This is a genomic window from Vibrio sonorensis, assembly GCF_001854765.1.
Classification (GTDB): Bacteria; Pseudomonadota; Gammaproteobacteria; order Enterobacterales; family Vibrionaceae; genus Vibrio; species Vibrio sonorensis.
In genome coordinates, this window is sequence record NZ_LJJE01000022.1 from 131681 (window position 1) to 156915 (window position 25235).

Genomic DNA, 25235 nt, shown 5'->3' on the forward strand with positions numbered 1-25235 from the left:
TTAGGGGTTACTAGATTTCAAACAGGAAATGGTAACCGTAACCGACGATAAAAGCGGGTACCGCGGAGTATAGGGTGGCCACCAGTGCTGCTTTAGGGGCGAGCGCAATAGCTGGAAATAGGGCATCTCCATCGTTTGAAATGGAGTTCGCTAATTGTGCTGACAGTGGAGCAGCGCCGCTAATATACAGGCTGGTGACCAATATTTGCGGGCCACAGCCGGGAATTAAACCAATAAGTAAACCTATTAGTGGCATCCAAATGCCAAAGCCTTGAAGCGCGACATTTAAGTCAATATCGGCAAAGAAAGTTGCTAGTTCAAAGGCCATAAAGGCCATGACTACCCATGCAGTGATAAAGTTGGTATCTTGTGCAGCCTTTTGAATGGGGTGAGAAGTGACGCTTTTATCATCTTCAGAAACCGTAGATTGATAGTCCTTGATCTCTTTTGTCAGCGACCACAAAAGCAAGCAGGAGATGATTAATATCGCTCCGAGCCACTCTATTGCCATATCAGGAAGCCCTAGCAGCAGGTTTATATCTATTTGGAAAGAGCCCAAAAGCGCGATCGCTGCGGCAGGGAAAAGCATCCATTTCCAGAGAGTACCTTGGATATTGATTGCTCTCTGCTCTCCTTTGCTTGGACCGCTCTCTTGTTGGCAAGAGGGTAATACTTTAGCAAGAGTAGGGCGTAAAAAGTCATCTTTGTGGATTTTGTTTACCGCCCAACCGGATAGAGCACCAGCGACAACACCAATAGCGATAACGCCTAAACCGACGTCGGGTTGACTGGCCAATAGCAAGAAAGCAGCATCACCCATGGTCGAAGTCAGAACGGCAACAATTGCACCAAAGCCGACACGGCCACTGACGTATTGAGTAGTGACAATAATTGCACCACCACAACCGGGGAGTGCTCCAAGCAGTGCAGCAAAGAAAACTTGATAATTTCTTGAGTGATTGTACAGCGAAACCACTTTACTGTTTTTATCCATAAAAATGGATACGTAGTGATAGATAGCCAAAGTGAAGGCTACATAAGCTGACACCGCCCAAAAGGCATCGGATAGAGTATTAACCGTTAACTCTCTTACCCCCTCAGTCGCTAACAAGGCGATGAGTGCGATGGGCAAAAGAAGACGTTTGTAAGTCGGTTTAAATTGAGAAACGACCGGAGAAAACAACCCAGTTTGCCTTAACGATGTATCACTCATACTAAACTTACCCAAACACAAATGAGAACTGTTATCAAATATATTCTAATTGAGAATGGTTCGCAACTAAAAAGTGACAAGTTTAATAAAAAAACCATTTTATGAGGCGATAAGCACGAGGTGACCATAAGACTTGGGCAAAAGAGAGCTTTTCGAATGAACTAGAGCTAAAAATCAGGTAAAGTATTCGCCTTTGTGAGCGTAGTCCGAAAGCGGACTCGATAGATAGATAAGTAGGAATAAAGATGATTCTAGTTGTTGGTCACAAGAATCCAGACAGTGACAGTATTTGTGGTGCTTTGGTTGCAACCGAGCTTCTAAAAGCAAGAGGCCTAGAAGCGAAAGCCGTTCGTCAAGGCGAAATCAATCGTGAAACTCAGCATATTCTGGAAACCGCAGGTGTTGATCAACCAGAATTTCGCGACAGCGTTGCGGGTGAAAAAGTTTGGCTGGTGGATTACACCGATTTGGCTCAAGCACCAGATGATATCAACGAAGCAGAAATTCTAGGTATTGTCGATCACCACCGCTTAGGCGATGTGATGACGGTAAACCCGCTAGAAGCATGGATCTGGCCGGTAGGGTGTACTTGTACCATCCTGTTTAATCTATTCAAGATGGAAGAAGCGGAGATCACTCGTGAACTTGCTATCCTAATGATGTCTGCAATTCTTTCAGACACGGTAGGTTTCGCGTCTCCAACTTGTACACCAAAAGATAAAGATGCGGTAATGGCACTTGCAGAAATTGCTGGTGTAGAAGACTTAGATGTATTTATTAAAGATCTACTGATTGCAAAAACGAATATCGAAGGTCTTTCTGCAGCCGAGTTGGTTGAGAAAGATCTTAAAGCTTATCCGTTTAACAACCGCGATGTGGTTGTTGGTCAGGTTGAGCTAGCAACGCTAGAGCAAGTTGATGGAATGATTGATGCGCTAGAAGCCGACTTAGAACGCCGTTGTAGTGAAGAAGGTCTTGCATTTGCTGCGGTAATGCTAACAGATATCACCACAGCTCAAACTCGTTTGATTTACAAAGGTGAGTGGGCAGAAAAACTAGTGAAGCACGAAAGCGAAGGTGTATTGATGATGGAAAATACACTAAGCCGTAAAAAGCAAGGTTGGCCTTGGCTACAAGCTGAGCTTGTATAAGCTTCTTAAAGTTATGATTAAAACCCGGACTTGTCCGGGTTTTTTAATATCCAGCTAATTGATATAAAGGCGCTTGTTTGGAAAGTTGAACGGCCTGTTGCAAGGTACCGTCAGACTCAAATTTATCGATTAGCCTTTTTAGAACGGGGCTAACCTCACCTTTATACATTCCAGATTTTAGTTCAGGGTGATAGAGCAGTTTAAGCAGCACAATATCGAGTGGAGACAACAAATCTTCTGGAGTCTCGTCATTGAAAATGGAGGGGTAGGCCTTTAGGGAGTCATTGGGAAGGCCGAGAATTTGGGTGATTTCTTCTACAATACAAGCCAGTAATTTACCGTGTTCACGAGCCTGATCAACAGGGATAACAATCGCAGCGTAGTGAATTTCGCCACTTGGCATTTTGTTTCGATAGCCGGCTTTGCATATAGCACCATGCAGATTTTTGGTCGCGGCTTTGCTGATTAAACTACCGACATCATCGCGCCACATTGATTCTCTGGTATAAACCCATATTACGTTCGCTTGTTCTCTGTTTTGCACCCGATAAATGGGATGGCCAGTCACTTGACTTAGGTGGCTGATATGGGCGTCGGTGAGGTCATCGTGCAGCGCTATATCAGGTACTTTGTGTTCAACCCAAATGCGTACAGGGCTTTTCCATTTTATCAGAGGTTTGTCGCCAGCGGAGTATTCATTTTTTAGCGCGACTTCCATAAAGGCGTCGTGAACAAACTCTTTGTTCAACCAAGTGTTTTCTGCTGACCAAGAGGAGTTAATCGACAGCATCAGAAGAGAAAGTAGTAAAAAGGTTTTCATCATTGATGCCTGCTCTACTTGAAACACGGTGCCTTGTTAAAATGACTCTCAATCATACGTTGTGTAATGGGGTGGTCTGGACAAGTTAATATTTGCTGCGTATCACCAGATTCAACAACTTCACCTTCGTGCATCACCATCACCTTGTCAGTAATGTGTTTAACAATACCAATATGTTGAGACACGTAAATAAAAGAGACGCCCATCTCTTCTTGCAGTTCCAAAAAGAGGTTAATGATCTGCGAACGCATGGCCATATCTAGGCCGTTTAATGCTTCGTCAGCAACAATGATAGAAGGTTGTAGAATTAACGCCCTTGCTAGGCACACACGCTGTTTTTGACCAGTTGCAAGCATTTGCGGGTAGAAATAGGCGTGTTCGGGTAGCAGGCCCACCCTGAGAAGTGTGTCTTTTACGCGCTTCATGCGGGCTTCAGGGGACATATTGGTGTTTCGTTTGAGCGGCCCTTCCAAAATGCGACCGATCTGTATCCTAGGATTCAAAGAGGTATTTGGATCTTGGAAAATCATGCGGATAAGCTTACACCGAGTCGCGTAGTCTCGGTGGATAAGAAGCTCACCATTGACGCGAATTTCGCCAGACGTCGGTTCGATCATCCCGGAGAGCATGCGCGCTAAGGTGGACTTTCCCGAGCCATTTTGCCCAATGAAACCTATGGTTTGCCCAGCCTCTAAAGAGAAGGACACAGGTTTTACTGCTTGATTGACTTTCTTTCGAAAGAAGCCAGATCGAGTGATAAACTCTTTAGACAAATCACGAACTTCTAACAACGCACTCATGATTTTACCTCAGTGTTAAGCGGAAAGTGGCAAGCATACTTGTGATTTTTAACTCGTTTCGTTTTAGGTATGGCTACGCACTGTCTCTGGGCATATGGGCATCGCGGCCCCAACCGACATCCAATTGGCAAATGCTGCAGTGGAGGGATAGAACCAGGTAATGATTGGAGTTTCTCTTTGTGAGGGATCCAGTCATCAAAATCCGGCATGGCTTTGAGTAGCGCAACGGTATAAGGGTGCTTAGGGTGGTTTAATATTTTCTGCGTGTTAGCCGATTCCACCGACTGTCCGCAGTACATCACCGTAATTCGGTTGGCCCATTGAGTGATGGTGTTAAGATCATGACCGATGAGCAGAATACTGGTGTTGTGTAACTGGTTCATTCGACTCAGCAGTCGTAAAATTTGCGACTGAGTAATAGGGTCGAGGTCATTGGTTGGCTCATCGGCGATAAGCAGCTTAGGCTTGGCGGCGATGGCCATGGCAATCATCACTTTCTGACACTCGCCATCCGTTAGCTCATAAGGGTAGCTCGACATTAGCTGTTGGTGATCTTTTATGCCCACTTTGTGCAGTAAACCAATAGCCTGTTTTTTACGCCATTTAAAACGCTCCCACCACTTGCCTTCAAAGGCGTATGCCGGAATAGACTCAATGAGCTGTTTGCCTACTTCTTCTGAAGGGTCCAAGCAGGTAGAAGGCTCTTGGAAGATCATAGCAACGTCACGAGCAATCACGCGTCTGCGCTCTTTAGGTGTCAATTGTAGAAGGTCGACGTTACCAAGCCGCATTCTGTCAGCGGTAACTTTCCAGTTGTCTTTGCAAACACCGACTAAAGCTTTCGCCACTAAGCTTTTTCCAGAACCAGATTCACCCACCAAACCGCGAATCTCACCTTCCGACATGGTTAGGCTCATGCGGTCAACGGCCTTCATTAACCCTTGAGGCGTTTCAATTTCAATTGTCAGATGTCGAATGTCTAACAGTGGCATTACTCAGTCCCCGCATTAATGGCTCTTCTTACCCCTTCGCCGACAAGGTTGATCACTATGACCACAAACATAATCGCTAGCCCAGGAAGTGTTACTGTCCAAGGCGCCAAGTAGATTAACTCTACCGAATCACCTAAGATGGCGCCCCACTCAGTGCTAGGCGCTTGAGCACCTAAACCAAGAAAACCCAGAGCGGTAATATCTAAGATCGCGATTGACAGCGCTAGCGTAAACTCTGAAGCGATGACGACTAATATGTTGGGTAATATAGAGTTCCACAGCAAGTAAAAGTCGTTCGCTCCATCGAGTCGAGCAGCCATGATGTAATCTTTCTCTACTTCGCCGTGCACGGCGATGTATACAGAGCGAACAAAGCGTGGTATGAGCGCAAGGCAGATGGCCAACAAAATATTAAACTCGCCAAAACCGAGAAAGGCAACAAAGATAATGGCCAGTAGAAGCGATGGAATGGACATGACAGTATCGAGCAAGTGGTTAAGCGTACTGGACAATAGCCCGCGAGTCATACCAGCGAAGATGCCCAATAGACAGCCAACAACGGCGGCGATAATCGTAACTACTAACGATGCGCCAAAGGTCAGTTGAGAACCAGTAATTAAGCGAGAGAGTATATCTCGACCCAAGTCATCAGTGCCGAAGAAGTATTCAACCGTTCCCGCTGGATTCCAAGATGGCGGCAACAGAAGTTCTCCAGTTTGCGCCTGGGGGTCATGGGGCGCAATCCAAGGGGCCAGTACAGTGACCAATGCGATAAACACAAGACACCAAAGTCCAAACATGGCGAGGTTATTCGCTCTGAAGCTTCGCCAAAAGCGTTCAAACTGAGTAGGGATGCGTTCTTCTTGGTAAACGTTATCCGTTAGCATACCACTCTTTCCTAACTAGAGGGTTAACCATCGCACCGATCAAGTCTGAAAGGATATTAGCGGTTAACACCAGTGTGGCAACGACAATTACGCCAGCTTGAATAGCGACGTAATCTTGATTTGACAAAGCATCGAGAAGCCATCGACCAATACCGGGCCAATTGAAAATGGATTCAGTTATGATAGCCAAGGTCAGCATACTAGAGAGCTGAACTCCAACTTTCGGGATGATTGGCGGTATGGCATTTCTCAATACGTGCTGAGTAACGATTTCACGAGTGGAAAGACCTTTGATTCTGGCCGCGCGAATGTAGTTTTGACTCATTACCTCAGCAACTGAAGTTCTCATCAAACCGATAACTTGTGTCGTTGGGGCCAGAGCTAAAACTAAGCAGGGCAAGATCAAATGTTCTATCACGCTCTGTAGGGCGTGTGCTCGGTATGGCCCTTGAGTTAGAAAGGCATCAATAATCGCAAATCCGGTAACGTGCTCAATTTCATACAGCAGGTCATAACGACCAGCGACGGGAAACACTTGGTAGTGAAGGGAAAACACCATGATCATTAATAGTGCGACCCAGAATAGCGGAGCAGAGTAACCAGACATAGAAGTAAAGGAGATAATGGTATCTACCCATTTACCCTGTTTCATTCCCGCTATAGTGCCAAGCGGGATGCCGATAAGTAGAGAAAGCGCGAAGGCGATTAAGCAAAGTTCTAACGTTGCTGGAAAGACCACGACGAGTTCATCGATGATTGGCACTCCAGCTTTGTTAACGCCAAAGTTAAACTGCAACAACTCAAGTAAATAGTATGACCACCCATGCCAAAAGTTGATACCTTGCCACGGCGAGCTTGGGTCGAGCCTTAGCAAGCTAAAGCCAACCATGGTCAAAATAAGCAGGGTAATAATAAAAAGATTTAATCTTCGAACGGCGTAAAACAGCATTATCGAATCCTCTCTACCCGATCAAACGGCTGTACATTGAAAGGACTGACTTTAAATCCAGTAAGCGTTTTGTCATGAGCTTGAAATTGCATGCCGTGACTCAGTGGAATAACGGGGAACTCTTCGTTGAGAATATTCTGCGCTTGCTTGTAAAGGTTTTGGCGATAGCGGGGTTTATCGACTTCTAACGCTAGGTCTAGTAAGAAATCAAAATCCGGATTACACCATTGAGATACATTAAGTCCCGCTCGTTGAGAATCGCAGGTCAATAAAGGTCGCAAAAAGTTGTCTGGGTCGCCAGTATCAGCAATCCAACCTGTTAAAATCAAATCGAAATCGCTCTGATTCACCGAGTCAACACGACTATACCTGTCGTCAGTAATGAGGTTGAGATTGACGCCAATATCCGCAAAATTGGCTTGGATAAGCTCAGCAGTCTTTCTCGGGCTGGGGTTAAAGGCTCGCGTTTCTAGAGGAACCAGCATGTTGAGTTCCAAACCTTGGTCGTACCCCGCTTCTCGTAACAAGGCGCGCGCGTAGTTTCTATCGTAGCGAATTTGCACACTGTCCCTTTGGTAAGCCCAAGAACTTGGAGGCAGTACAGAGTATGCCTGCGTACCAGTGCCGTAATAGACAGAGTCTAGGATGTTTTGACGATTGATGGCGTAATTTAGTGCTTTTCGCACTCTAGCGTCATCTAGAGCAATATTTTCCGTATTGACGGCAATAAATGAAATATTCATCGCAGGCCGCGCCGACAAGGTAATACTGTCGTGAGTTTCGATTGTTGGTATCTGGCTCGACAGTGGTGAGCTTAAAACATCACACTCACTTCTTAGCAATTTGGCGAGTGTTCCCGTCCCTCGATGAGAGACATCAAACACAACTTGCTTCATGATTGCTGGTGTTTTCCAGTACTGATCGTGACGTTTAAGGCGAACCAAATCGTTAACTTGAAACTCGTCTAGATAGAAGGGTCCAGTGCCAATCGGGTGTGAATCAATCATTCCTTTTTCATCGGAAAGCTCTAGATAGGTGGCATATTCCAAAGAGTGGATAACAGCGTGGCTGGTAGCAATATTGGACAGGAATGTATTGTCGGGGCGACTGAGAGTAAACTTAACTTTGGTCGGTGACAAAGCCTGAACATCGATCAGTAAGTTGTGAAAATCGATACCACTAAACCAAGGGTAGACACCGCCACTCACGTAAAAGTAGGAGTGGGTTGGGTCAATTAGCCGCCGAAAGCTAAACACAACATCTTCTGAACTCAGTTTACTTTTTGGTGTGAACCACGCGGTGCGGTGGAACGAAACATTATCGTGCAATTCGAAAACATACTCAGTGCCACTGGCATTGACTGACCAACTCTTGGCAAGGTTTGGTTGTGGCTGAAAAGTCGAAGAGTTAAGAGTGAGAAGTGTATCGAACAACTGAGGGCTCAATGCTTCTGATGTAATACCACTATCCACCAACTGAGGATTAAAAGTCGTAGGGCCACCTTGGCCACAGAATACAAAGCCGTCCTGCCTGATTTGAGTATGGTCGATTTCTTCGCCACACCCAGGCAACAGGGCAAGAGTTAGTAGTCCGAATGTCAGTTTTGCAAGTGCTTTCATAGCCAGATACAACTGAGTAATAAGCTCATAATGAAACTCCCCATTATGCCTCAATATCTCAGTAATTTACTAACAAAAATCGCTGGTTAGGTAAAATCTGGACAATTTTTGTGGTTATGAGAGATTGGATAAATCATATTTTCGTACCATTCCTCTTAATTGGTGGTAACTTAGCCCCAATAGCTCCGCCGCTTTGCGTTGGTTAAACTTACCTTTGGTTAGCGCGGCGGTTAACAGCGCTTTATCTTGTTCTTCTTGCCAATTTTTATAGTCCATTGGGAAGTCAAAACTTACATTAGAAGTATGGTCGCTCGGTTCGCTATTGTCATCGGTATCTTGATGCCAACTGGCAGAAAAAGGGTCAAAGACCAGATGTTCAATTGGGGCGTCGGCCATGCCATTTTGATATACGGCGCGCTCGATAACATTTTTGAGCTCGCGAACGTTACCCGGCCAGTGGTAGTCTAGCATTTCTTGCGATGCTTGATTGGAAAAGCCAACAAAGTAGTCAAAACCCAGCTCGCGACACATCTTGATGGCGTAGTGCTCAGCCAGTAGCGTGATGTCTTCTTTTCTTTCTCGCAGTGGTGGTAAGTTGATAACATCAAATGCCAAGCGGTCCAGTAAATCTGCGCGAAAGTCACCCTCTTTTGCCATTTGAGGAAGGTCGGCATTAGTCGCACATACTAAACGTACGTTTGCGTTTAAGAGTTGATGGCCACCAACCCTTTCGTATTGACCATATTCAATAACGCGTAACAGCTTTTCTTGGACGAGAAGGGGGGCGGTAGCGAGTTCGTCGAGAAACAGCGTGCCGTTTTCCGCTCTTTCAAATCGGCCTTTATGACGTCCTTTTGAGCCAGTAAAGGCGCCGGATTCATGTCCGAAGAGTTCAGAATCGATCAATCCTTCACTAAGGGTTGAACAGTTTAATGAGATCAGTGGTTGCTCCCAACGTTTGGATAAATAGTGCAGTCGCTGAGCAATGAGCTCTTTACCGGTACCGCGTTCACCAATGATCAAGACGGGTCTATCGATGGCTGCCAGTTTAGACACCTTGTCTAAAACGGCGAGAAACGAAGGGGATTCCCCAATTAAATTCTGTTGCATGATTAAGTAAGCCCTTAGTGGTGAAATTTACCAAACCTTGGTTAATTTCATCATATATTATCCCGTGCCAATATGGAAACTATTCTAAGTTGTTGTATTTATTGTCTAATAAAGTTGGCATGCTTCTTGGAGTACCTATAGGCAGATACGCTATTAAGCTAGTAAATCAAACAAACAATCAACCAACGGTAGTCAAGCCGCTGAAGGACTAACAGGAGTATACTTATGGGTATCTTTTCTCGCTTTGCAGACATCGTCAATTCAAACATTAGTGCTTTATTAGATAAAGCTGAAGATCCAGAAAAAATGATCCGTCTTATCATTCAAGAAATGGAAGACACCCTTGTTGAGGTTCGCACCAATTCTGCTAAGGCAATTGCTGACAAAAAAGAGTTGGCACGCAAAGTCGAAGCGATTGACAACCAAATCAACGATTGGCAAGAAAAGGCAACATTAGCGTTGACCAAGCAACGCGAAGACTTAGCTCGCTCTGCGTTGATTGAAAAGCAAAAGCTTCAAGACGTGTTAAAAGGCCTTCACACCGAGCAAACTCTGGTTGAAGAAACCATTGAGAAACTCACTGGTGAAATCAGCAAATTAGAAAGCAAAATAACGGAAACTCGTGCCAAGCAACAAGCGCTAGCAATCCGCAGTCAAACTGCGAGCAATCGCCGAGATGTTCAACGCCATTTGCACACGGCAAGAACGAATGAAGCTATGGCTAAATTTGATCAATACTCGCGAAAAATTGATGAACTTGAGGCCGAAGCGGATCTTTATGCTAAAACAGGTCAAGGTAAGTCGCTAGACCAAGAGTTTGCAGAACTTCAAGCTCAAGATGAAATTGAACAAGAGCTAGAAAAACTCAAAGCACAAATGGAAGAAAAAAAGCAGTAATAACCGTCAGTTCTTAAACTATCGCCCACTATCCCTTTCGGCACGAGCGTGCCCGAAAATATAATAACTAGGAGTTGTCTATGTCATCATTTTGGCTAACCGGACCTTTGGTCGTCTTCTTGATTGTTGTCGCACCACTGTGGCTGGTACTTCACTACCGAAGTAAGCGCAAAACGGAAGGTGGCCTATCCGATGAAGACTTTCAGAGATTGCAGTCACTGTCAGAAAAAGCAGAATCCATGCAGCAGCGAGTAGATACACTTGAACGCATTCTCGATTCGGAAACCCCGAACTGGAGGCAGAGATATGAGTAAAAAAGAGCTATACCGCGATACGGCAAATGGCAAAATATCGGGTGTCTGTGCTGGTTTAGCAAATTACTTAGGCATTGAAGTGTGGTTGGTGAGAATACTGGTAATTTCAGCGGCTCTGCTTGGCGGTAGCTTTATGATTTTACTGGCCTATGTTGCTATGACGTTTATGGTAGAAAAACAACCAGCCGCCTATGTTGAAGACCTAAAAGCTAAGCAAGAGCATCAACTAAAGAGCAAACCTTGGCAACAGGGAAAAACGCCGCAAGATTTGATCAGTACCTTAGAGCGCGATTTTGACAAAATAGAAGACAAAATTCGCCATATGGAAGCGTATGTCACTTCCGGCTCATACAAGGTGGATCGCGAGTTTAAAAACTTATAAGTCGATAAGAGAGGGTTCTCCCTCTCTTTTTTGTTGATGCGCAGATTTTATTTATACAGCCCAACGAACAGTAAGATATATAAAGTCCCAATCAATTTAGGCTTGTTGATCATAAAATTCATACGTTTATCGTATAAGACACTGGAATAGAAAACGCCATTCATCTATCTTTTGGTTTAAACAAATAATTAAGGATAGTGAATGATGCGCCGAAGCTTTCTGTTTCTGGCTATAACTGCCACCCTATTTGGTTGTGGTAAGGAGCTTCCACCTGTTCCTGAGCCCGAATCTCGTCCTGCAAAACTTTTCACCGTTTCCGTTGGCAACTCTCAGTTTGAACGAACCTTTCCTGCGACGTCTGAAGCGGGTGACAAAGCGGTGTTGACCTTCCGAGTCCCAGGTCAACTTCAATCGATAGACGTTAATGCTGGTAGCCAAGTAGAAAAAGGTCAGATTTTAGCGACGCTTAACCCAGATGAATATTCCCTTTTAGAAAGACAAGCCCGAGCCCAGTTTAGATTGGCTGAAGTCCAGTACGAGCGCTTTAAGAAGTTGCGTGAAGACAAAGTGGTTTCCGAACAAGATTACGACCAAGCGAAAGCTAACTTTAACTCAGCAAAAGCGACTCTCAATCAGGCGCAGGCCAATCTAAGGTATACTAAGCTGGTGGCGCCATACGATGGCACAATCTCAATCATCCCCGCTGAAAACTATGAGTTTACCAATGCCAACCAAGGCGTTATGAACATCCAAACGAATCAGTTGCTGAAAGTGATTTTTCAACTTCCCGATCACTTGCTGGGGCGCTTTTCGGTTGGTGTAGAACCTACGGCAACCATGACCTTCGATGCGTTTCCTGACAATCAATACCTACTGACCTTTCAAGAAATCGACACGGAAGCCGACCCTAAAACCGGCTCCTATAAGGTTACTATGGTAATGGAGAGACCAGCAGACGTAGGCATACTCCCAGGTATGGCTGGAACGGTGAACGTAGTCGCTGCCGCTTCTGGAGCAACCAGAATTCCAAACACCGCGTTGTTCAACGAGAGTGACCGAGATTGCGTTTGGAAAGTAAATGACCAACAGATAGTCGAAAAAGCGTGTGTCGAACTCAATGACAAAGGTCAGGTGCTAAATGGATTGGAAGATGGCGACCAAATCATTATGTCTGGGGTTTCCGGCATTGAAGCTGGGATTAAGGTTCGCGAGTGGGTGAAGGAGCGAGGGTTATAAAATGAAAAGATTATCTGTTCTAGCCCTAGTCCCCGCAATTATGCTTGCCGGATGTGGCGGCGAGCAAAAGTATGCTGACTTTGGGCTTCCAAAGGTCAAAGTGGCCTCATTGAGTGAAGAGCACAATGGGAACTCACTCTATTTTCCCGCTGTTGCCAATGCGGCTGAACGTTCGCATCTTAGCTTTAGAGTTTCTGGCGAGATTAGCAAACTCTATGTAAAAGAAGCGGATCGCGTTAAAAAGGGTGACATCTTAGCAGAACTCGATCCTACTGATTACCAACTTGATGTAGACAACGCCAGCGCGCGTTACTCTGTTGTGGATAGTCAGTATCGCCGTTCGGAGCCATTAGTTAAAAAGGGACTATTGGCTAAGTCCCAGTTTGATGAGATTGCGGCGCAAAGACAAATAGCGTATGCGGAACTTGAATTGGCTAAACTACGTTTGTCGTTTACTAAGTTAAAAGCCCCAGTGGATGGCATTATCTCAAGAGTTAATGTCGACCAGTTCGAGAACATTCAAGTGGGTCAGCAGGTGGTTAACATCCACAGTGTTGACGATGTAGAAGTCCTTATTCAGCTTCCCGATCAGCTTTATGCCAATCAACCTAATGATGCAGTGATGAGTTCGATTCAGGCTGTTGTACGTGTGCCAAGTGGCAATGAATACGACGCTCGTATTAAAGAGTTCACCACTGAACCTGATCCAGCGACCCGAACTTTTACTGTTACTCTAACTATGCCAATGCCGGAAAACGAAATTGTCCTCGATGGTATGGCAGTAGAGGTTACGACTCGGGGACAAAGTGTTGGTCTAGAGTTGAAACGAGGTGTCCTAGTGCCAATTGAAGCACTGTTTAATGCAGATGGTGACGATATTGATAAAGACAACAAATTTGTCTGGGTTGTGAATCAAGACAACCGCGTAGAAAAGAAGCAGGTTGTTATAGGCAAAGCCATACAAGATGCCGTTCAAGTCTTATCAGGAATAGAAAGCTCAGATACCGTAGTGATCGCTGGTATCTCTCGGTTACGTGAAGGAATGGAAGTGGAAGTAATCAAACAGGAGGCGGGTCGATGAGCGAAAAGTCAATTACTCAGCCTCAAAAAGATGAAGATATAACAGGCATTGCTGCCTACTTTATTCGAAATCGCGTCATCAGTTGGATGATTTCCCTTATTTTCCTTATTGGTGGTGCCGCAGCATTCTTTGGATTGGGCCGCTTAGAAGATCCGGCATTCACCATCAAAGATGCGATGGTAGTTACTTCTTATCCCGGCGCAACGCCTCAACAAGTGGAAGAAGAGGTAACCTATCCGTTAGAAAAAGCGATACAGCAACTGCCTTATGTCGATGAAATCAATTCGATTTCGGGCCGTGGTCTTTCTCAGATTTCCGTATCGATGAAAAACAATTACGGGCCAGATGACCTTCCGCAAATTTGGGATGAACTGCGCCGCAAAGTCAACGACCTGAAAGGTCAGTTGCCTCCGGGAGTTAACGACCCACAAGTGATTGACGACTTCGGCGACGTTTACGGTATTTTGCTGGCAATCACCGGTGAGGGCTACAACTACAAAGAGTTGCTCGATTATGTGGATTATCTGCGCCGAGAACTTGAGTTAATTGATGGCGTAAGCAAAGTTTCGGTATCGGGGCAGCAACAAGAACAAGTGTTTATCGAAATATCGATGAAGCGTCTGAGTTCTTTGGGTATTTCCCCAAATACCGTGTTTAACCTTCTATCTACTCAGAATGTGGTTTCTGACGCCGGTGCGATTCGCATTGGCAACGAGTACGTTCGAATTCAACCGACCGGCGAGTTCCAAAATGTTGACCAGCTTGGCGACTTGATTATTACGGAGAGTGGGGCGCAAGGGCTAATATACTTGCGTGACGTTGCTGAGATTCAACGCGGCTATGTCGAAGTGCCAAGCAATATCATCTCCTTTAATGGGAAATTGGCGCTAAATGTCGGTGTTTCGTTTGCCCAAGGGGTTAACGTAGTCGAAGTTGGTGGACGATTTGATCGCAGATTAGCAGAGCTGAAATATCAGCAACCGGTTGGAATAGATATTTCGGAAGTCTACAGTCAGCCTAAAGAAGTGGATAAATCGGTCAGCGGTTTTGTGGTCAGCTTAGGTCAAGCAGTGGCAATTGTTATTATTGTCCTACTGTTCTTTATGGGCTTGAGGTCTGGTTTGCTGATCGGCCTAATTCTTTTGTTGACGGTATTGGGTACCTTCATTTTTATGAGCTACTTTGCCATCGACCTACAGAGGATTTCTTTGGGTGCGTTGGTGATCGCATTAGGTATGTTGGTAGACAACGCGATAGTGGTGGTTGAAGGCATACTCATAGGGACACAAAAAGGGCGGACCCGTTTACAAGCAGCCACGGATATCGTGACTCAAACTAAATGGCCATTGCTAGGTGCTACCGTTATTGCGGTAACGGCCTTTGCCCCCATCGGTTTATCAGAAGACGCGACGGGTGAATATTGTGGAACACTGTTCTCGGTGCTTCTAATTTCTCTTATGCTGAGTTGGTTTACAGCGATCTCCCTTACTCCATTCTTTGCTGACCTTTTCTTCAAAGGGCAAAAAGTGAAGCAAGATGACGCCGATAGTGACCCTTATAACGGGTTTATCTTTGTCGCATACAAGGGTTTTTTAGAGTTTTGTATGAAACGCGCTTGGCTTACCGTCATTGTGCTGATCCTAGGATTAGTGGCTGCGTTAGCTGGTTTTACCCAAGTGAAACAGGCGTTCTTCCCGTCGTCGACTACACCGATATTCCAAGCGGATATTTGGTTACCTGAAGGGACGGATATACGAGCGACCAACACCAAACTTAAAGCATTGGAAACTTGGTTGTCTGATCAGGACAATGTAGAACATATCACCACAACGGCCGGTAAGGGCTTGCAACGATTTATGTTGACCTATGCACCGGAGAAGAGTTACGCCGCTTATGGTGAAATCACGGTTAGGGTTAATGATTACCAAGTTCTATCGGGTTTGATGTCCGACTTTAGGGCGCATCTAGAAGATCAGTTCCCAGAAATAAACTACAAGTTGAAACAGATAGAGTTGGGTCCCGGTGGCGGGGCGAAAATCGAAGCTCGACTGGTGGGTTCTGATCCAACGATCTTAAGGGGGTTAGCGGCTCAGGTAGAAGACATTATGCATGCGGATCCGGGGGCGACGAACGTTCGTCACGATTGGCGTGAACGAACCAAGGTGCTTCAACCCAAGTTTAACGAAAGTCAGGCTCGTCGATACGGTATTACAAAATCGGATGTTGATGAGTTCCTCGCTATGTCATTCTCTGGCAAAGCTATTGGTGTTTACCGCGACGGAACAACCTTGATGCCTATTGTCGCTCGCCTACCAGAAGACGAGCGGGTTGATATTCGCAATATAGAAGGGATGAAGATCTGGAGTCCTGCTCTTGCTGAGTTTATTCCATTGCAACAAGTTACCCAGGGCTATGAAGTACTTTGGGAAGACCCGATTATTGTTCGCAAAAACCGCAAGCGCATACTCACCGTGATGGCTGATCCTGATATTTTGGGTGAAGAAACTGCGGCGACATTGCAAAAACGCCTTCAACCTCAGATCGAGGCGATAGCATTCCCACCGGGTTACGCGCTTGAGTGGGGCGGAGAGTATGAGTCCTCTCGTGATGCTCAGGCCTCTTTGTTCACTACTATGCCGTTGGGTTATCTATTTATGTTCTTGATTACCGTGTTCTTGTTTAACTCGGTGAAAGAGCCACTTATCGTTTGGTTAACGGTTCCGCTTGCCGTGATTGGTGTTACCACCGGTTTATTAGCTCTCAATACGCCATTTGGCTTTATGGCGCTACTTGGCTTCTTGAGTCTGTCGGGCATGTTGCTGAAAAACGGTATTGTGCTTTTGGATCAAATAGAAATAGAGATGAAGACGGGCAAAGACCCATACATAGCAGTGGTCGACGCGGCTTTGAGCCGTGTTAGACCCGTTTGTATGGCTGCAATTACCACCATACTAGGTATGATTCCATTGCTACCGGATATCTTCTTTAAACCGATGGCAGTGACCATTATGTTTGGTCTAGGTTTTGCCACGGTACTGACTCTGATCGTTGTCCCAGTACTTTACGGGTTGTTTCATCGATTGAAAGTCCCGAACTAGCGAACTACAAAGCCCCATGCAAATGGGGCTTTTTTGTCTCTTTTTGACAGATAGCCAAACTATTTTGATAAAGCATCTACTATTAGAAGTAAGTTGACTCATCGGAATAGGCCATGACACTGACCCTGAGACAAAAAACACTAGTGAAAGAAAGCTTTGCGAAAGTAGCGCCTCAGGCAGACCTTGCTGCAGAGCTGTTCTACTCGCGTCTGTTTTATTACGACCCCGAGTTACAACGGCTGTTTAAAGCGGATCTAAAGCAGCAAGGTCGAAAGCTGATGAAAACCCTGCAAGTCGCGGTAAGCAGCTTGGACAATCTTGATAAACTCGTTCCCGTGCTTCAAGAGTTGGCCATTCGACACGTACACTATGGTGTTACCGTAGACGACTATACGCCAGTGGGAAACGCTTTGCTGTATGCGCTTAAACAGGGGCTAGGCAGAGAGTTTGATAGAGAGACGCGCAATGCATGGGTAGCCGTTTATCGGCTGGTGGCAACGGTAATGAGAGAAGCGGCCTACGCGAACTACAATCCAAACACCTACAAAAATAGAAAAACCTATCGTCATTAAAAGAAAAATCCCCGCTAGATGCGGGGATTCAATTTTCAAAATACGCGTCTATGATTGGACTGCTTTTTCAAGGATGAGCGCGTTGTAGCGTTCAAAGCCTGCTTCCAAATCTGCAATTAGATCTTCAACGTCTTCCAGTCCAATGTGTACGCGGACTAGTGTCCCCTCAAAGTTTGGATTGGCGACGGTTCTCAAGCTGTTAAAACTCTTAGGTTCGTTGGCGAGGATTAGGCTCTCGAAACCGCCCCATGAGTAGCCCATACTAAAGTGTTTCATACCGTCCAGCAGTGCGGTTGTTGCTCGCGGATAGCTGGTTTTAAGCACAAACGAAAACAGGCCATTGCCGCCGTTGAAATCTCTATTAAAGAATTCGTGTCCTGGGCAAGAAGGCAAGCCGGGATGACGAACATGGTCAACTTCAGGGCGAGACTCCAACCACTTGGCGACCGTCAGACTGTTTTGCTCGTGCTGACGCAGGCGGACATCTAAGGTTCTCAAACCACGTAGTCCTAAGTAAGCATCATCGGGGGAAACACACTGACCCATTAGGTAGCTTTGCTCTCGTAGTTGATCCCAATATTGCTCACTCGCAACAGCAGTACCCAGCATGACATCTGAATGACCGACAATGTATTTGGTCGCGGCTTGGATAGAGATATCGACACCGTGTTCGAAAGGATTAAACTGCACTCCAGCCGCCCATGTGTTGTCTAGCATGACGATCACTTCTTTTTGATGAGCGATTTCTGCCATGGTCGGGATATCCATCACTTCCATAGTGATGGAGCCGGGAGATTCACAAAACAGTATCTTGGTATTGTCTTGGATAAGGTCTGCAATACCAGCTCCGATCATGGGGTCAAAATAAGTGGTTTCAACACCCAGCTTTTTGAGGATTTTGTCGCAAAAGTCGCGAGTTGGCTCGTAGCATGTATCGACCATCAAGATGTGATCACCTTGCTCGACAAATGAAATAATCGCATTAGATATAGCTGCGGTTCCACAAGGGTACAGAGCGCATCCCGCGCCGCCTTCCACATCTACCATGGCTTGTTGAAATGCAAAGTGAGTTTCCGTGCCTCGGCGACCGTAGAAGAGGGTTTGATTTGCTCTATTAACCGTGGCGTGGTGCTTTTCGGCGACAGTGTTAAAGACAACGGTTGAAGCACGCTGAACTGGAGGGTTGACGACACCGTGAGTCCATTTTTTATCACGGCCAGCTGTGACCAGTTTAGTTTTTTTACCTTCCGACATAAGAAATCCTTGTCTAATAACTGTTTGCTATATTAAAACTCTATCGAGTTAGGTTGGCAAGCGCAGAAAAATTAAAGTAGTGGGTTAAATAGGTAGAACACACGTTCTAGAAAGCGCGAGCGCATTGGGCGTTCTTTCCATATATCACGATCAACAGGGATGGCCTTTTGGATGTATTCTTCCTGTAACCAATACATCTCTTTGGTGAACGCAATGTCGTCGACTGCTAGCGTGACTTCGAAGTTTAGCCACAAGCTACGCATGTCCATATTGACGGTTCCAACCAAACAGAACTCTTCGTCTATGACAACAGATTTGGTATGTAATAGGCCGCCATCAAATTCATAGATGCTGACTCCCGCTTCTAGGAGGTCGCTATAGAAAGAACGCGAGGCCCATTGAACCATCAGGGAATCGTTTTTGTACGGAATGATTAGCTCGACATTAATGCCTCTCTGAGCCGTCATTTTTAATGTTTCTAACAGGTCTGAGCTAGGAACAAAATACGGAGTGGTTATCCGCACCGACTTGTTTGCTTGGTTAATGGCTAAAGTTAATACTTGAGAAATCAAATATTCAGGCATTCCCGGGCCTGATGGCACAACTTGAATGGGGTGTTGAGGCGAGTTTTTATCAATCGAGCACTGAGGAACGGGAGGCATTTCTCGATAACCCGTTTCTACTTCCCAGTCCCATCCGTGGATGGCAGATAGTACATTTACCGTAGGGCCAGTTACTCGCACCATAATATCAATCCACTGGCCGACACCAGAGTCTTGTTTAAAGTGGGCAGGGTCAACCATGTTCATCGAACCGGTATAGGCCACTTCATTGTCGACGACAATAATTTTTCGGTGTTGTCGTAAGTCTAAGCGCCTTAAGAAAATACGCCATGGGCTGACTTCCAATGCTTGCACAACTTCGATTCCAGCATTTTCCATCATTTGTAACCACGGACTTTTGAAAAAGCGAGGGCTTCCCGCAGAGTCTAGTAACAGTTTTACATCAACCCCTCGTTTGGCGGCTTTTACCAGAGCAGCAGCCACCGAGTCAGCGAGTCCACCGGGATGCCAGATGTAAAAAACCATGCGAATGCTCGATTGGGCTTGTTCTATGTCTTTAATAATTGAGCGCAGAATACTTTCCGGATCGCTTTGCAGCGACAAGGTGTTACCACTTAAAGCGGGCAACCCTAAACGGTTGTTGCACAGCTCGTCGATTCTAGAAATATGGCGTCCAAAGGTTTCTGGGGAGTGAGCTATGCAGGAGTTAAGGCTAGTAAACCATTGGGCGAAGGGCGCGAACATCTCTTTGGCGCGTTCGGCTCTTTTTCTACCTAGATTGAGTTCGCCAAATAAGAAGTAACAGCCAACGCCAAGAATAGGGATGATATAGATGACCATTAGCCAAGCGAGTGAGACGCTGACTGCTCTCCGTTTAAGTACAACACGGAGCGTCACACCGGCAACTAAAATCCAGTAGAGAATAAGACTGGCTAACGTTAAAAAGTGATAGAACTTTTCCATGTTGATTGTGGTTTTTCCCAATGTATGCGGTAAAAGTACCCGCTGAGACAAGTACTTAATGATCAGTTCATCTCTGATAATAAAACGATTTGAGCAAGAGTAAAACAGATTCGTTATGCGCCAAGTAAAATAGCGAACGTATGCAGTTCTAATTGTTATTTGTTTGTAAATATACGTTACTATTGGAGGGTTTTGCTCAAAAAAGCAGCGCTTAATAGTGGCAGGTTGATAGATCTATGGATAAATATACTTTTGGGGGTTCCAATTTTAATCGCAAACTGTTTTACTTGCTACCAAGTTGGCATCGCTAATTCCCTTTAAAGGTGTAAATAATAATTTACACGTACAAATTTAGATGCCCTAATGCAAACACAACAATTGGTAGTTCATCATGGCAAGTAATTCAAGAGGCCATTTCTCCTCGAAATTGGGCTTTATAATGGCAGCAGCGGGATCCGCTGTTGGTTTAGGAAACGTGTGGGGGTTCCCAACCAAAGCGGCGAGCAATGGCGGTGCAGCATTTTTGGTTATCTATCTTGCGATGGTGTTCTTGCTGGCGTTTCCAATGTTGGTCGCAGAGCTGACCATCGGACGTCACGGACAAGCAAACCCTATCGCTTCATTAAAAAGTGTCTGGAATCGAAATCGATTCGCGGCTGGTTTGTTTGGCGTGATCGCTATGGTAGCGGCTTCGATGATCTTGAGCTTCTACTCGATCCTAGCAGGTTGGTTAATGGGCTTTGCCGCGGCACCGTCGCTAGAAGTGATTGGCATGCAAGGTGCTGCCGACTGGTTGGTTAACTTTAGCGGTGAACGCAATGTTATTCTTGCCCTGCTGTTCTCACTACTTACTATTTATGTAGTTCAAAACGGTGTGGCCGACGGTATTGAAAAGTGGTCTAGTCGTTTAATGCCAATGTTGTTCGTACTCTTTGGTGTAATGATTCTCTATATCTTCACCCAAGACGGTGCGATGGAAGGCCTTAAAATGTACCTAGTGCCGGATTTCTCTCAGTTATCACCTGCTTTGATGGTTGATGCGATGGGACAAGCCTTCTTCTCCTTGTCGTTGGGTGTTGGCTCAATGATGGTTTACGGCTCGTACCTTAAAAAAGACGTCAACATTCCGCGCACTGCTGGTCAGGTGGCGGCGATAGATACAGGTGTTGCATTTAGTGCTGGTCTGCTAATTCTTCCGGCGATGTACGTGGCAAAGCACAACGGTGTTGAAATCTTTAATGAAGCAGGTCAACTGATGAGTTCAGGCGATCTAGTGTTCGCAGTGTTGCCTTCAATGTTCGACACCATGGGGCAAATCGGTGTGCTAATTGGTACAGGTTTCTTTGTACTTATGGTTATCGCTGCGCTAACGTCTTCTATTTCTCTTCTCGAAGTACCAGTATCTTGTGCTCAAGATGAGTTGAAGATGGGAAGAGCGAAAGCAACTTGGTTGATTGGTGGCATCATTTTGGTCGCTAGTACTATCATCTCACTTAACTTCGGTGCTCTGTTTGGTTTGATTGCCGATATCTCTACGGTTTACATGCAGCCACTTCTCGGCGTTGTTTGGGCAATCGTTGTAGGTTGGATTTGGAACCGAAACAACCTGCTCAATGAGCTAAAAGAAGGCAACCCAGAGATTGCACAAGGTCTGTTCTGGAAGATTTGGCCATGGTACGTAAAAATAGTATGTCCAGTGGCAATATTGGCAGTGTTTATGTTCTCTATAATGTAGCCTGTTAGCGCGATTGACTAAAAAACCTCCCTAGTGGAGGTTTTTTGTATGTGGCTGAAATATTAACTAAATATTTGTCCGCTAAGGCCGATATTTCATAGGAATAAGTTTTATAGCAATAATAATAATGGGAAGGTCGTAGTGAAATTATCAGTGAGAAAGAAACTCTATCTTGGGTTTGGAAGTATTCTTTTGATCCTGGCCATCATGGGGGGCACTATCTGGGTTGAGGTTACTCAATCTCATGAAGTGGCAGATGAAATCCGGTTAGATGATGTTCCGGAAGTGGTGAACTATCTCATGTTGGTCGATGAAGCGGGTGATGTATATCGAGATGCAACGGGGGTGCTTCTTGGTGTTGATGGTGCTTTTGAAGACTATCAAAGTAATAAACTAGAATTTGCCGAAGCGATTAAAAGGCTTTTGATCTTAGAAAGCAAAGGCTCGGAAGACCATCAGCGAGTTTTGGAAATTGAATCCTTGATGAAGCAGTTTACCGACGGCTTTGAAAAAAATGTTTCGGGGAATCGAACCAGTTTGGCGGACGAAGAGCAGTTTGAACTGCTGCGCTCTCTTTATGAGTCCTATCTCATTCCAATAGAAAATCACTTAGACACCGCCTCTACAAGTGAGCGAGTTGAAGCGGACAGATCTCTTGCCGAATTAAGTGATGCTTTTGTCGTGATAGAAAACACCACGATGGCGATGTCCTTGGTGGGTGCATTGTTAACCGCCGTCGTTGCTTATCTGCTTTCAAATTCCTTAGTGGATCGCATTTCTAAACTGGATGAGGTTGCACAACGAGTTGCCAGCGGAGACCTAACCGCAGCGGAAATACAAGATAAGTCCGGCGATGAACTTGCCAACTTAGCGCTATCGGTTAACGCAATGCAAAATTCCTTGGTTACTTTAATTGGTTCCATTTCTTCTGTAACAAAAGAAGTGAAGCTTGTCAGTGGTGAACTGAGTACGATCAGTGGCGATATCGTGGGTGGTGCGACAGAACAGGCTGAAAAAGCGAACTTGATAGCTACCGCAGCAGAAGAGCTGACTTTAACCGTGTCAGAAGTCGCTCAACAGGGCGCCGCTACTTCAGAGCAGGCAAGACAGTCTGAACTTTCCGCCGAACAAGGCAGGGGCGTTATTTCTGAAATGGTGAGCAGCATTACCCAAGTCGCGACACAGATGAACGAAATGTCTGGTCAAATGAACGAACTCGGTACTCATGGAGAGCAGATTGGCAATGTGATTAAAGTGATTGAAGGCATTGCAGAGCAAACCAACTTACTCGCTCTTAACGCGGCGATTGAAGCGGCGCGAGCGGGGGAAGCGGGCAGAGGGTTTGCCGTGGTTGCGGACGAAGTGAGAGCATTGGCTGAGCGCACCACGAACGCAACACAAGAAGTGGCAGAAATTATTCAATCTATTCAAGTGGGAACACAAGAAGCGGTGACTTATACGCAAGACAACTGTCAGCTCGTCGACTTAGGTGTTGAGCAAAGTCGAGGAGCGGTGTCCGCTTTGGACGAGATTGTTTCAGGAGCGGCGAACGTGCAAGCAATGATCAACTCAATTGCGACGGCTGCCGAAGAGCAAACCGCTGTAACCAGAGAAATTGCCGCAGATATTACTTTGATTTCCGATATATCCGGCCGCTCATTAGAACTTGCCAACAATAGTTCACAGCGTGTTAGTGGGCTGAACGTGCGCGTCTCTGAACTTGAAGGGTTAATTAGCAAGTTTAAGATTGCGTCATAATTGACAAGGGTGCTTTGTTGTCTTGCAGGGACAAAGTGAACCTAGGTATACTTCTGGCTCCTAATTGGAGCCAGTTTCATGTTTGACCTTCTATACTCTCACCCCGATTTTCACGTCATTAGTAAGCATCCGAATGTTTCGGTTCACAAAGATGATGGCGACACCATGCTGCTCGAAGAAGTGAAGCAGCGCACTGGAGATAAACAGCTTTATCTTATCCATCGCTTAGACAAAATGACCTCTGGAATATTGCTACTGGGACGCAATGGCAGCGCAGCTTCGGCGTTATCCGGACAGTTTGCAAATCGCACTGTTGAAAAGTTCTACCTAGCGATTAGCAACAAGAAGCCAAAGAAAAAACAGGGCTTGATCAAGGGCGATATGGAGAGGTCGAGGAGAGCAAGTTGGAAGTTGATAAACAGCAACAGTAATCCTGCAATCACTCAGTTTTTTTCTCTGGCTGGTGACCAAGGTGAGCGTCTGTTCTTGTGCAAGCCGCTGACTGGAAAAACGCATCAGATCCGAGTCGCTTTAAAGTCGATAGGTTCAGCGATTACTGGCGATCCTATTTACAATGCTTCGAACCAGTCAGACAGGGGGTACCTACATGCTTTTGCAATACGATTTGAATACCAGTCTGAAAAATATGAGTTCTTATGTGACCCGCGCCAGAGTGCAAGCTTAGGAAAAAAATGGCATTCGCCGGCAGTAGCCCAAGCACTAGACATGTGGTTGGCACCATGGGCGTTAAATTGGCCAGTTATTAAAAAGTAGTACCAAGTCATCGGCTATCAGTGGAAACATTCTTGTGCCACAATGCCTTGGTAATACAACAAAAATTCGGTGAGTTGCAATGAACTACCAAGATCCTCTTAGCCAATTTATAGAAAGCTTAGCGCCGCGATGTGAAGTGTTTGCTCAAGTAGAGTTATTTGCACCATGGGGCATCAAAGAGCAATGTTTTGAAGGTGGTTCAGCGTTTACGTTTTTGCGCAAAGGGCGTTGTGTTGTAGAGGTTGAAGGGCATGACCCTATTCACCTAAAGTGCGGACAGCTTATTATTCTCCCTCATGGCTCTTGCCACGAAAAAAAGAGTGATGAAGACGCAGTATGTCTAGATTCCGACTTCTTATTCAACGGCAAGACGCACAGTGAAATCAGTCAAATGAGGATAGGTGGTTGTGGTGAAGAGAGCCAACTGATGTGTGGATACATCGATTTCTCTCTCGCACAACATTGGGGCAGAGATGCGCAAATGGGAATTGCTCCAGATATCATGCTGATTGATGTGCAAAAGCACAGCCGTTTAGAACAACTCATTGTATGGTTAGAAGAAGAGGTAGGTTCAGAATTAGCTGGTCACACGCTGGCATCCCAGAGAGTATTAGAGCTGATTTTAATAGAAATTATGCGTCAAACTTTGGCTTCTGATCATCCTCCTAGTTGGTTAAGCGGCCTCAGTGATAGGCATATATCTCCGGCAGTATTGTTTGTCCAGCGTCACTTTGCAGAGGAGATTACAGTGCCGCAACTGGCAGAAGTGGCAGCCCTTTCGAAGAGCGCTTTTTCAGATAGATTTAAAGAGATGACTGGTGTTGCTCCGCTTCAATTCGTTCGGCAGTGGCGATGTTTTATAGGCGCAAAACTCTTAGCTGGTAGTCATATGAAGATTGAGGAGATCGCCACTCAAATCGGCTTTCAATCTTCAGATGTGTTTATACGAAACTTCAAGCAGTTCCACGACATCACTCCAAAACAGTACAGACAACAGACTCGGCCTCAGAGCAAGAAAATCGACGATTTAACCGCTATCGCCGACGTATAATCTTGTTGTTCTTGCC

22 protein-coding genes are annotated in these 25235 nt (G+C 45.5%); 12 read left to right on the forward strand and 10 right to left on the reverse strand.

Features of this window, described 5'->3' with window-relative positions:
- Positions 1-10 precede the first annotated feature (10 nt).
- Positions 11-1213, reverse strand: coding sequence for a putative manganese transporter (locus tag BLO31_RS04330; RefSeq protein ID WP_070963048.1), 1203 nt, complete (start codon positions 1211-1213; stop codon positions 11-13).
- A gap of 245 nt (positions 1214-1458) precedes the next feature.
- Between BLO31_RS04330 and BLO31_RS04335 the strand changes: the two genes are divergently transcribed.
- The gene (locus BLO31_RS04335; RefSeq protein WP_070963049.1) at positions 1459-2364 is read left to right on the forward strand and encodes a manganese-dependent inorganic pyrophosphatase; all 906 of its coding nucleotides are present in this window, start codon (positions 1459-1461) and stop codon (positions 2362-2364) included.
- A gap of 43 nt (positions 2365-2407) precedes the next feature.
- Here BLO31_RS04335 and BLO31_RS04340 read toward each other — a convergent pair whose 3' ends face one another.
- The 7 genes from BLO31_RS04340 to pspF all read right to left on the reverse strand — a co-directional run bounded on the left by BLO31_RS04340 (position 2408) and on the right by pspF (position 9541).
- Positions 2408-3187: a DUF2927 domain-containing protein gene (locus BLO31_RS04340; protein WP_070963101.1), complete on the reverse strand. Its 780-nt coding sequence runs from the start codon at positions 3185-3187 to the stop codon at positions 2408-2410.
- Between the two features lie 11 nt (positions 3188-3198).
- Entirely contained in the window at positions 3199-3984 is a 786-nt protein-coding gene (locus tag BLO31_RS04345; RefSeq protein WP_070963050.1) for a peptide ABC transporter ATP-binding protein, read from the reverse strand.
- Entirely contained in the window at positions 3981-4976 is a 996-nt protein-coding gene (locus BLO31_RS04350) for a peptide ABC transporter ATP-binding protein (RefSeq protein WP_070963051.1), read from the reverse strand. The genes BLO31_RS04345 and BLO31_RS04350 overlap by 4 nt, the downstream gene beginning before the upstream one ends.
- Positions 4976-5863: a putrescine export ABC transporter permease SapC gene (gene sapC, locus BLO31_RS04355; RefSeq protein WP_070963052.1), complete on the reverse strand. Its 888-nt coding sequence runs from the start codon at positions 5861-5863 to the stop codon at positions 4976-4978. Before sapC ends, BLO31_RS04350 begins: the two co-directional genes overlap by 1 nt.
- A complete protein-coding gene (locus BLO31_RS04360; protein WP_070963053.1) occupies positions 5850-6812 on the reverse strand; it encodes an ABC transporter permease in 963 nt (320 codons plus the stop codon). The genes sapC and BLO31_RS04360 overlap by 14 nt, the downstream gene beginning before the upstream one ends.
- Positions 6812-8431: an ABC transporter substrate-binding protein gene (locus tag BLO31_RS04365; protein WP_070963054.1), complete on the reverse strand. Its 1620-nt coding sequence runs from the start codon at positions 8429-8431 to the stop codon at positions 6812-6814. Before BLO31_RS04365 ends, BLO31_RS04360 begins: the two co-directional genes overlap by 1 nt.
- A 114-nt stretch (positions 8432-8545) precedes the next feature.
- Positions 8546-9541, reverse strand: coding sequence for a phage shock protein operon transcriptional activator (pspF, locus tag BLO31_RS04370; protein WP_070963055.1), 996 nt, complete (start codon positions 9539-9541; stop codon positions 8546-8548).
- 225 nt (positions 9542-9766) lie between these two features.
- On the opposite strand from pspF, the gene pspA reads away from it, so the two are divergent.
- The 7 genes from pspA (at position 9767) to BLO31_RS04405 (ending at position 17121) form a co-directional block, all read left to right on the forward strand.
- Entirely contained in the window at positions 9767-10438 is a 672-nt protein-coding gene (pspA, locus tag BLO31_RS04375) for a phage shock protein PspA (protein WP_070963056.1), read from the forward strand.
- Between the two features lie 80 nt (positions 10439-10518).
- The gene (gene pspB, locus BLO31_RS04380) at positions 10519-10752 is read left to right on the forward strand and encodes an envelope stress response membrane protein PspB (RefSeq protein ID WP_070963057.1); all 234 of its coding nucleotides are present in this window, start codon (positions 10519-10521) and stop codon (positions 10750-10752) included.
- Positions 10745-11134, forward strand: coding sequence for an envelope stress response membrane protein PspC (gene pspC, locus BLO31_RS04385; protein ID WP_070963058.1), 390 nt, complete (start codon positions 10745-10747; stop codon positions 11132-11134). Before pspB ends, pspC begins: the two co-directional genes overlap by 8 nt.
- 204 nt (positions 11135-11338) lie before the next feature.
- A complete protein-coding gene (locus tag BLO31_RS04390) occupies positions 11339-12370 on the forward strand; it encodes an efflux RND transporter periplasmic adaptor subunit (RefSeq protein ID WP_070963102.1) in 1032 nt (343 codons plus the stop codon).
- A 1-nt stretch (position 12371) separates the two neighbouring features.
- The gene (locus tag BLO31_RS04395; RefSeq protein WP_070963059.1) at positions 12372-13451 is read left to right on the forward strand and encodes an efflux RND transporter periplasmic adaptor subunit; all 1080 of its coding nucleotides are present in this window, start codon (positions 12372-12374) and stop codon (positions 13449-13451) included.
- Positions 13448-16549, forward strand: coding sequence for an efflux RND transporter permease subunit (locus BLO31_RS04400; protein ID WP_070963060.1), 3102 nt, complete (start codon positions 13448-13450; stop codon positions 16547-16549). Before BLO31_RS04395 ends, BLO31_RS04400 begins: the two co-directional genes overlap by 4 nt.
- Positions 16550-16662: 113 nt before the next feature.
- Entirely contained in the window at positions 16663-17121 is a 459-nt protein-coding gene (locus BLO31_RS04405; protein WP_070963061.1) for a globin family protein, read from the forward strand.
- Positions 17122-17169: 48 nt separating this feature from the next.
- Here BLO31_RS04405 and BLO31_RS04410 read toward each other — a convergent pair whose 3' ends face one another.
- Both BLO31_RS04410 and cls read right to left on the reverse strand, forming a co-directional pair.
- Positions 17170-18375 (reverse strand): cystathionine beta-lyase, encoded by a 1206-nt coding sequence (locus BLO31_RS04410; RefSeq protein ID WP_070963062.1) that lies wholly within the window; start codon positions 18373-18375, stop codon positions 17170-17172.
- Between the two features lie 71 nt (positions 18376-18446).
- Complete coding sequence (gene cls, locus BLO31_RS04415; protein WP_070963063.1) at positions 18447-19901, reverse strand: cardiolipin synthase; 1455 nt, start codon at positions 19899-19901, stop codon at positions 18447-18449.
- Between the two features lie 391 nt (positions 19902-20292).
- Between cls and BLO31_RS04420 the strand changes: the two genes are divergently transcribed.
- The 4 genes from BLO31_RS04420 (at position 20293) to BLO31_RS04435 (ending at position 25219) form a co-directional block, all read left to right on the forward strand.
- Positions 20293-21636, forward strand: coding sequence for a sodium-dependent transporter (locus BLO31_RS04420; RefSeq protein WP_070963064.1), 1344 nt, complete (start codon positions 20293-20295; stop codon positions 21634-21636).
- A 141-nt stretch (positions 21637-21777) separates the two neighbouring features.
- The gene (locus BLO31_RS04425) at positions 21778-23394 is read left to right on the forward strand and encodes a methyl-accepting chemotaxis protein (protein WP_070963065.1); all 1617 of its coding nucleotides are present in this window, start codon (positions 21778-21780) and stop codon (positions 23392-23394) included.
- A gap of 78 nt (positions 23395-23472) precedes the next feature.
- A complete protein-coding gene (locus BLO31_RS04430) occupies positions 23473-24168 on the forward strand; it encodes a TIGR01621 family pseudouridine synthase (RefSeq protein WP_070963066.1) in 696 nt (231 codons plus the stop codon).
- Between the two features lie 79 nt (positions 24169-24247).
- Positions 24248-25219: an AraC family transcriptional regulator gene (locus BLO31_RS04435; protein ID WP_070963067.1), complete on the forward strand. Its 972-nt coding sequence runs from the start codon at positions 24248-24250 to the stop codon at positions 25217-25219.
- The last annotated feature ends 16 nt before the right edge of the window (positions 25220-25235 follow it).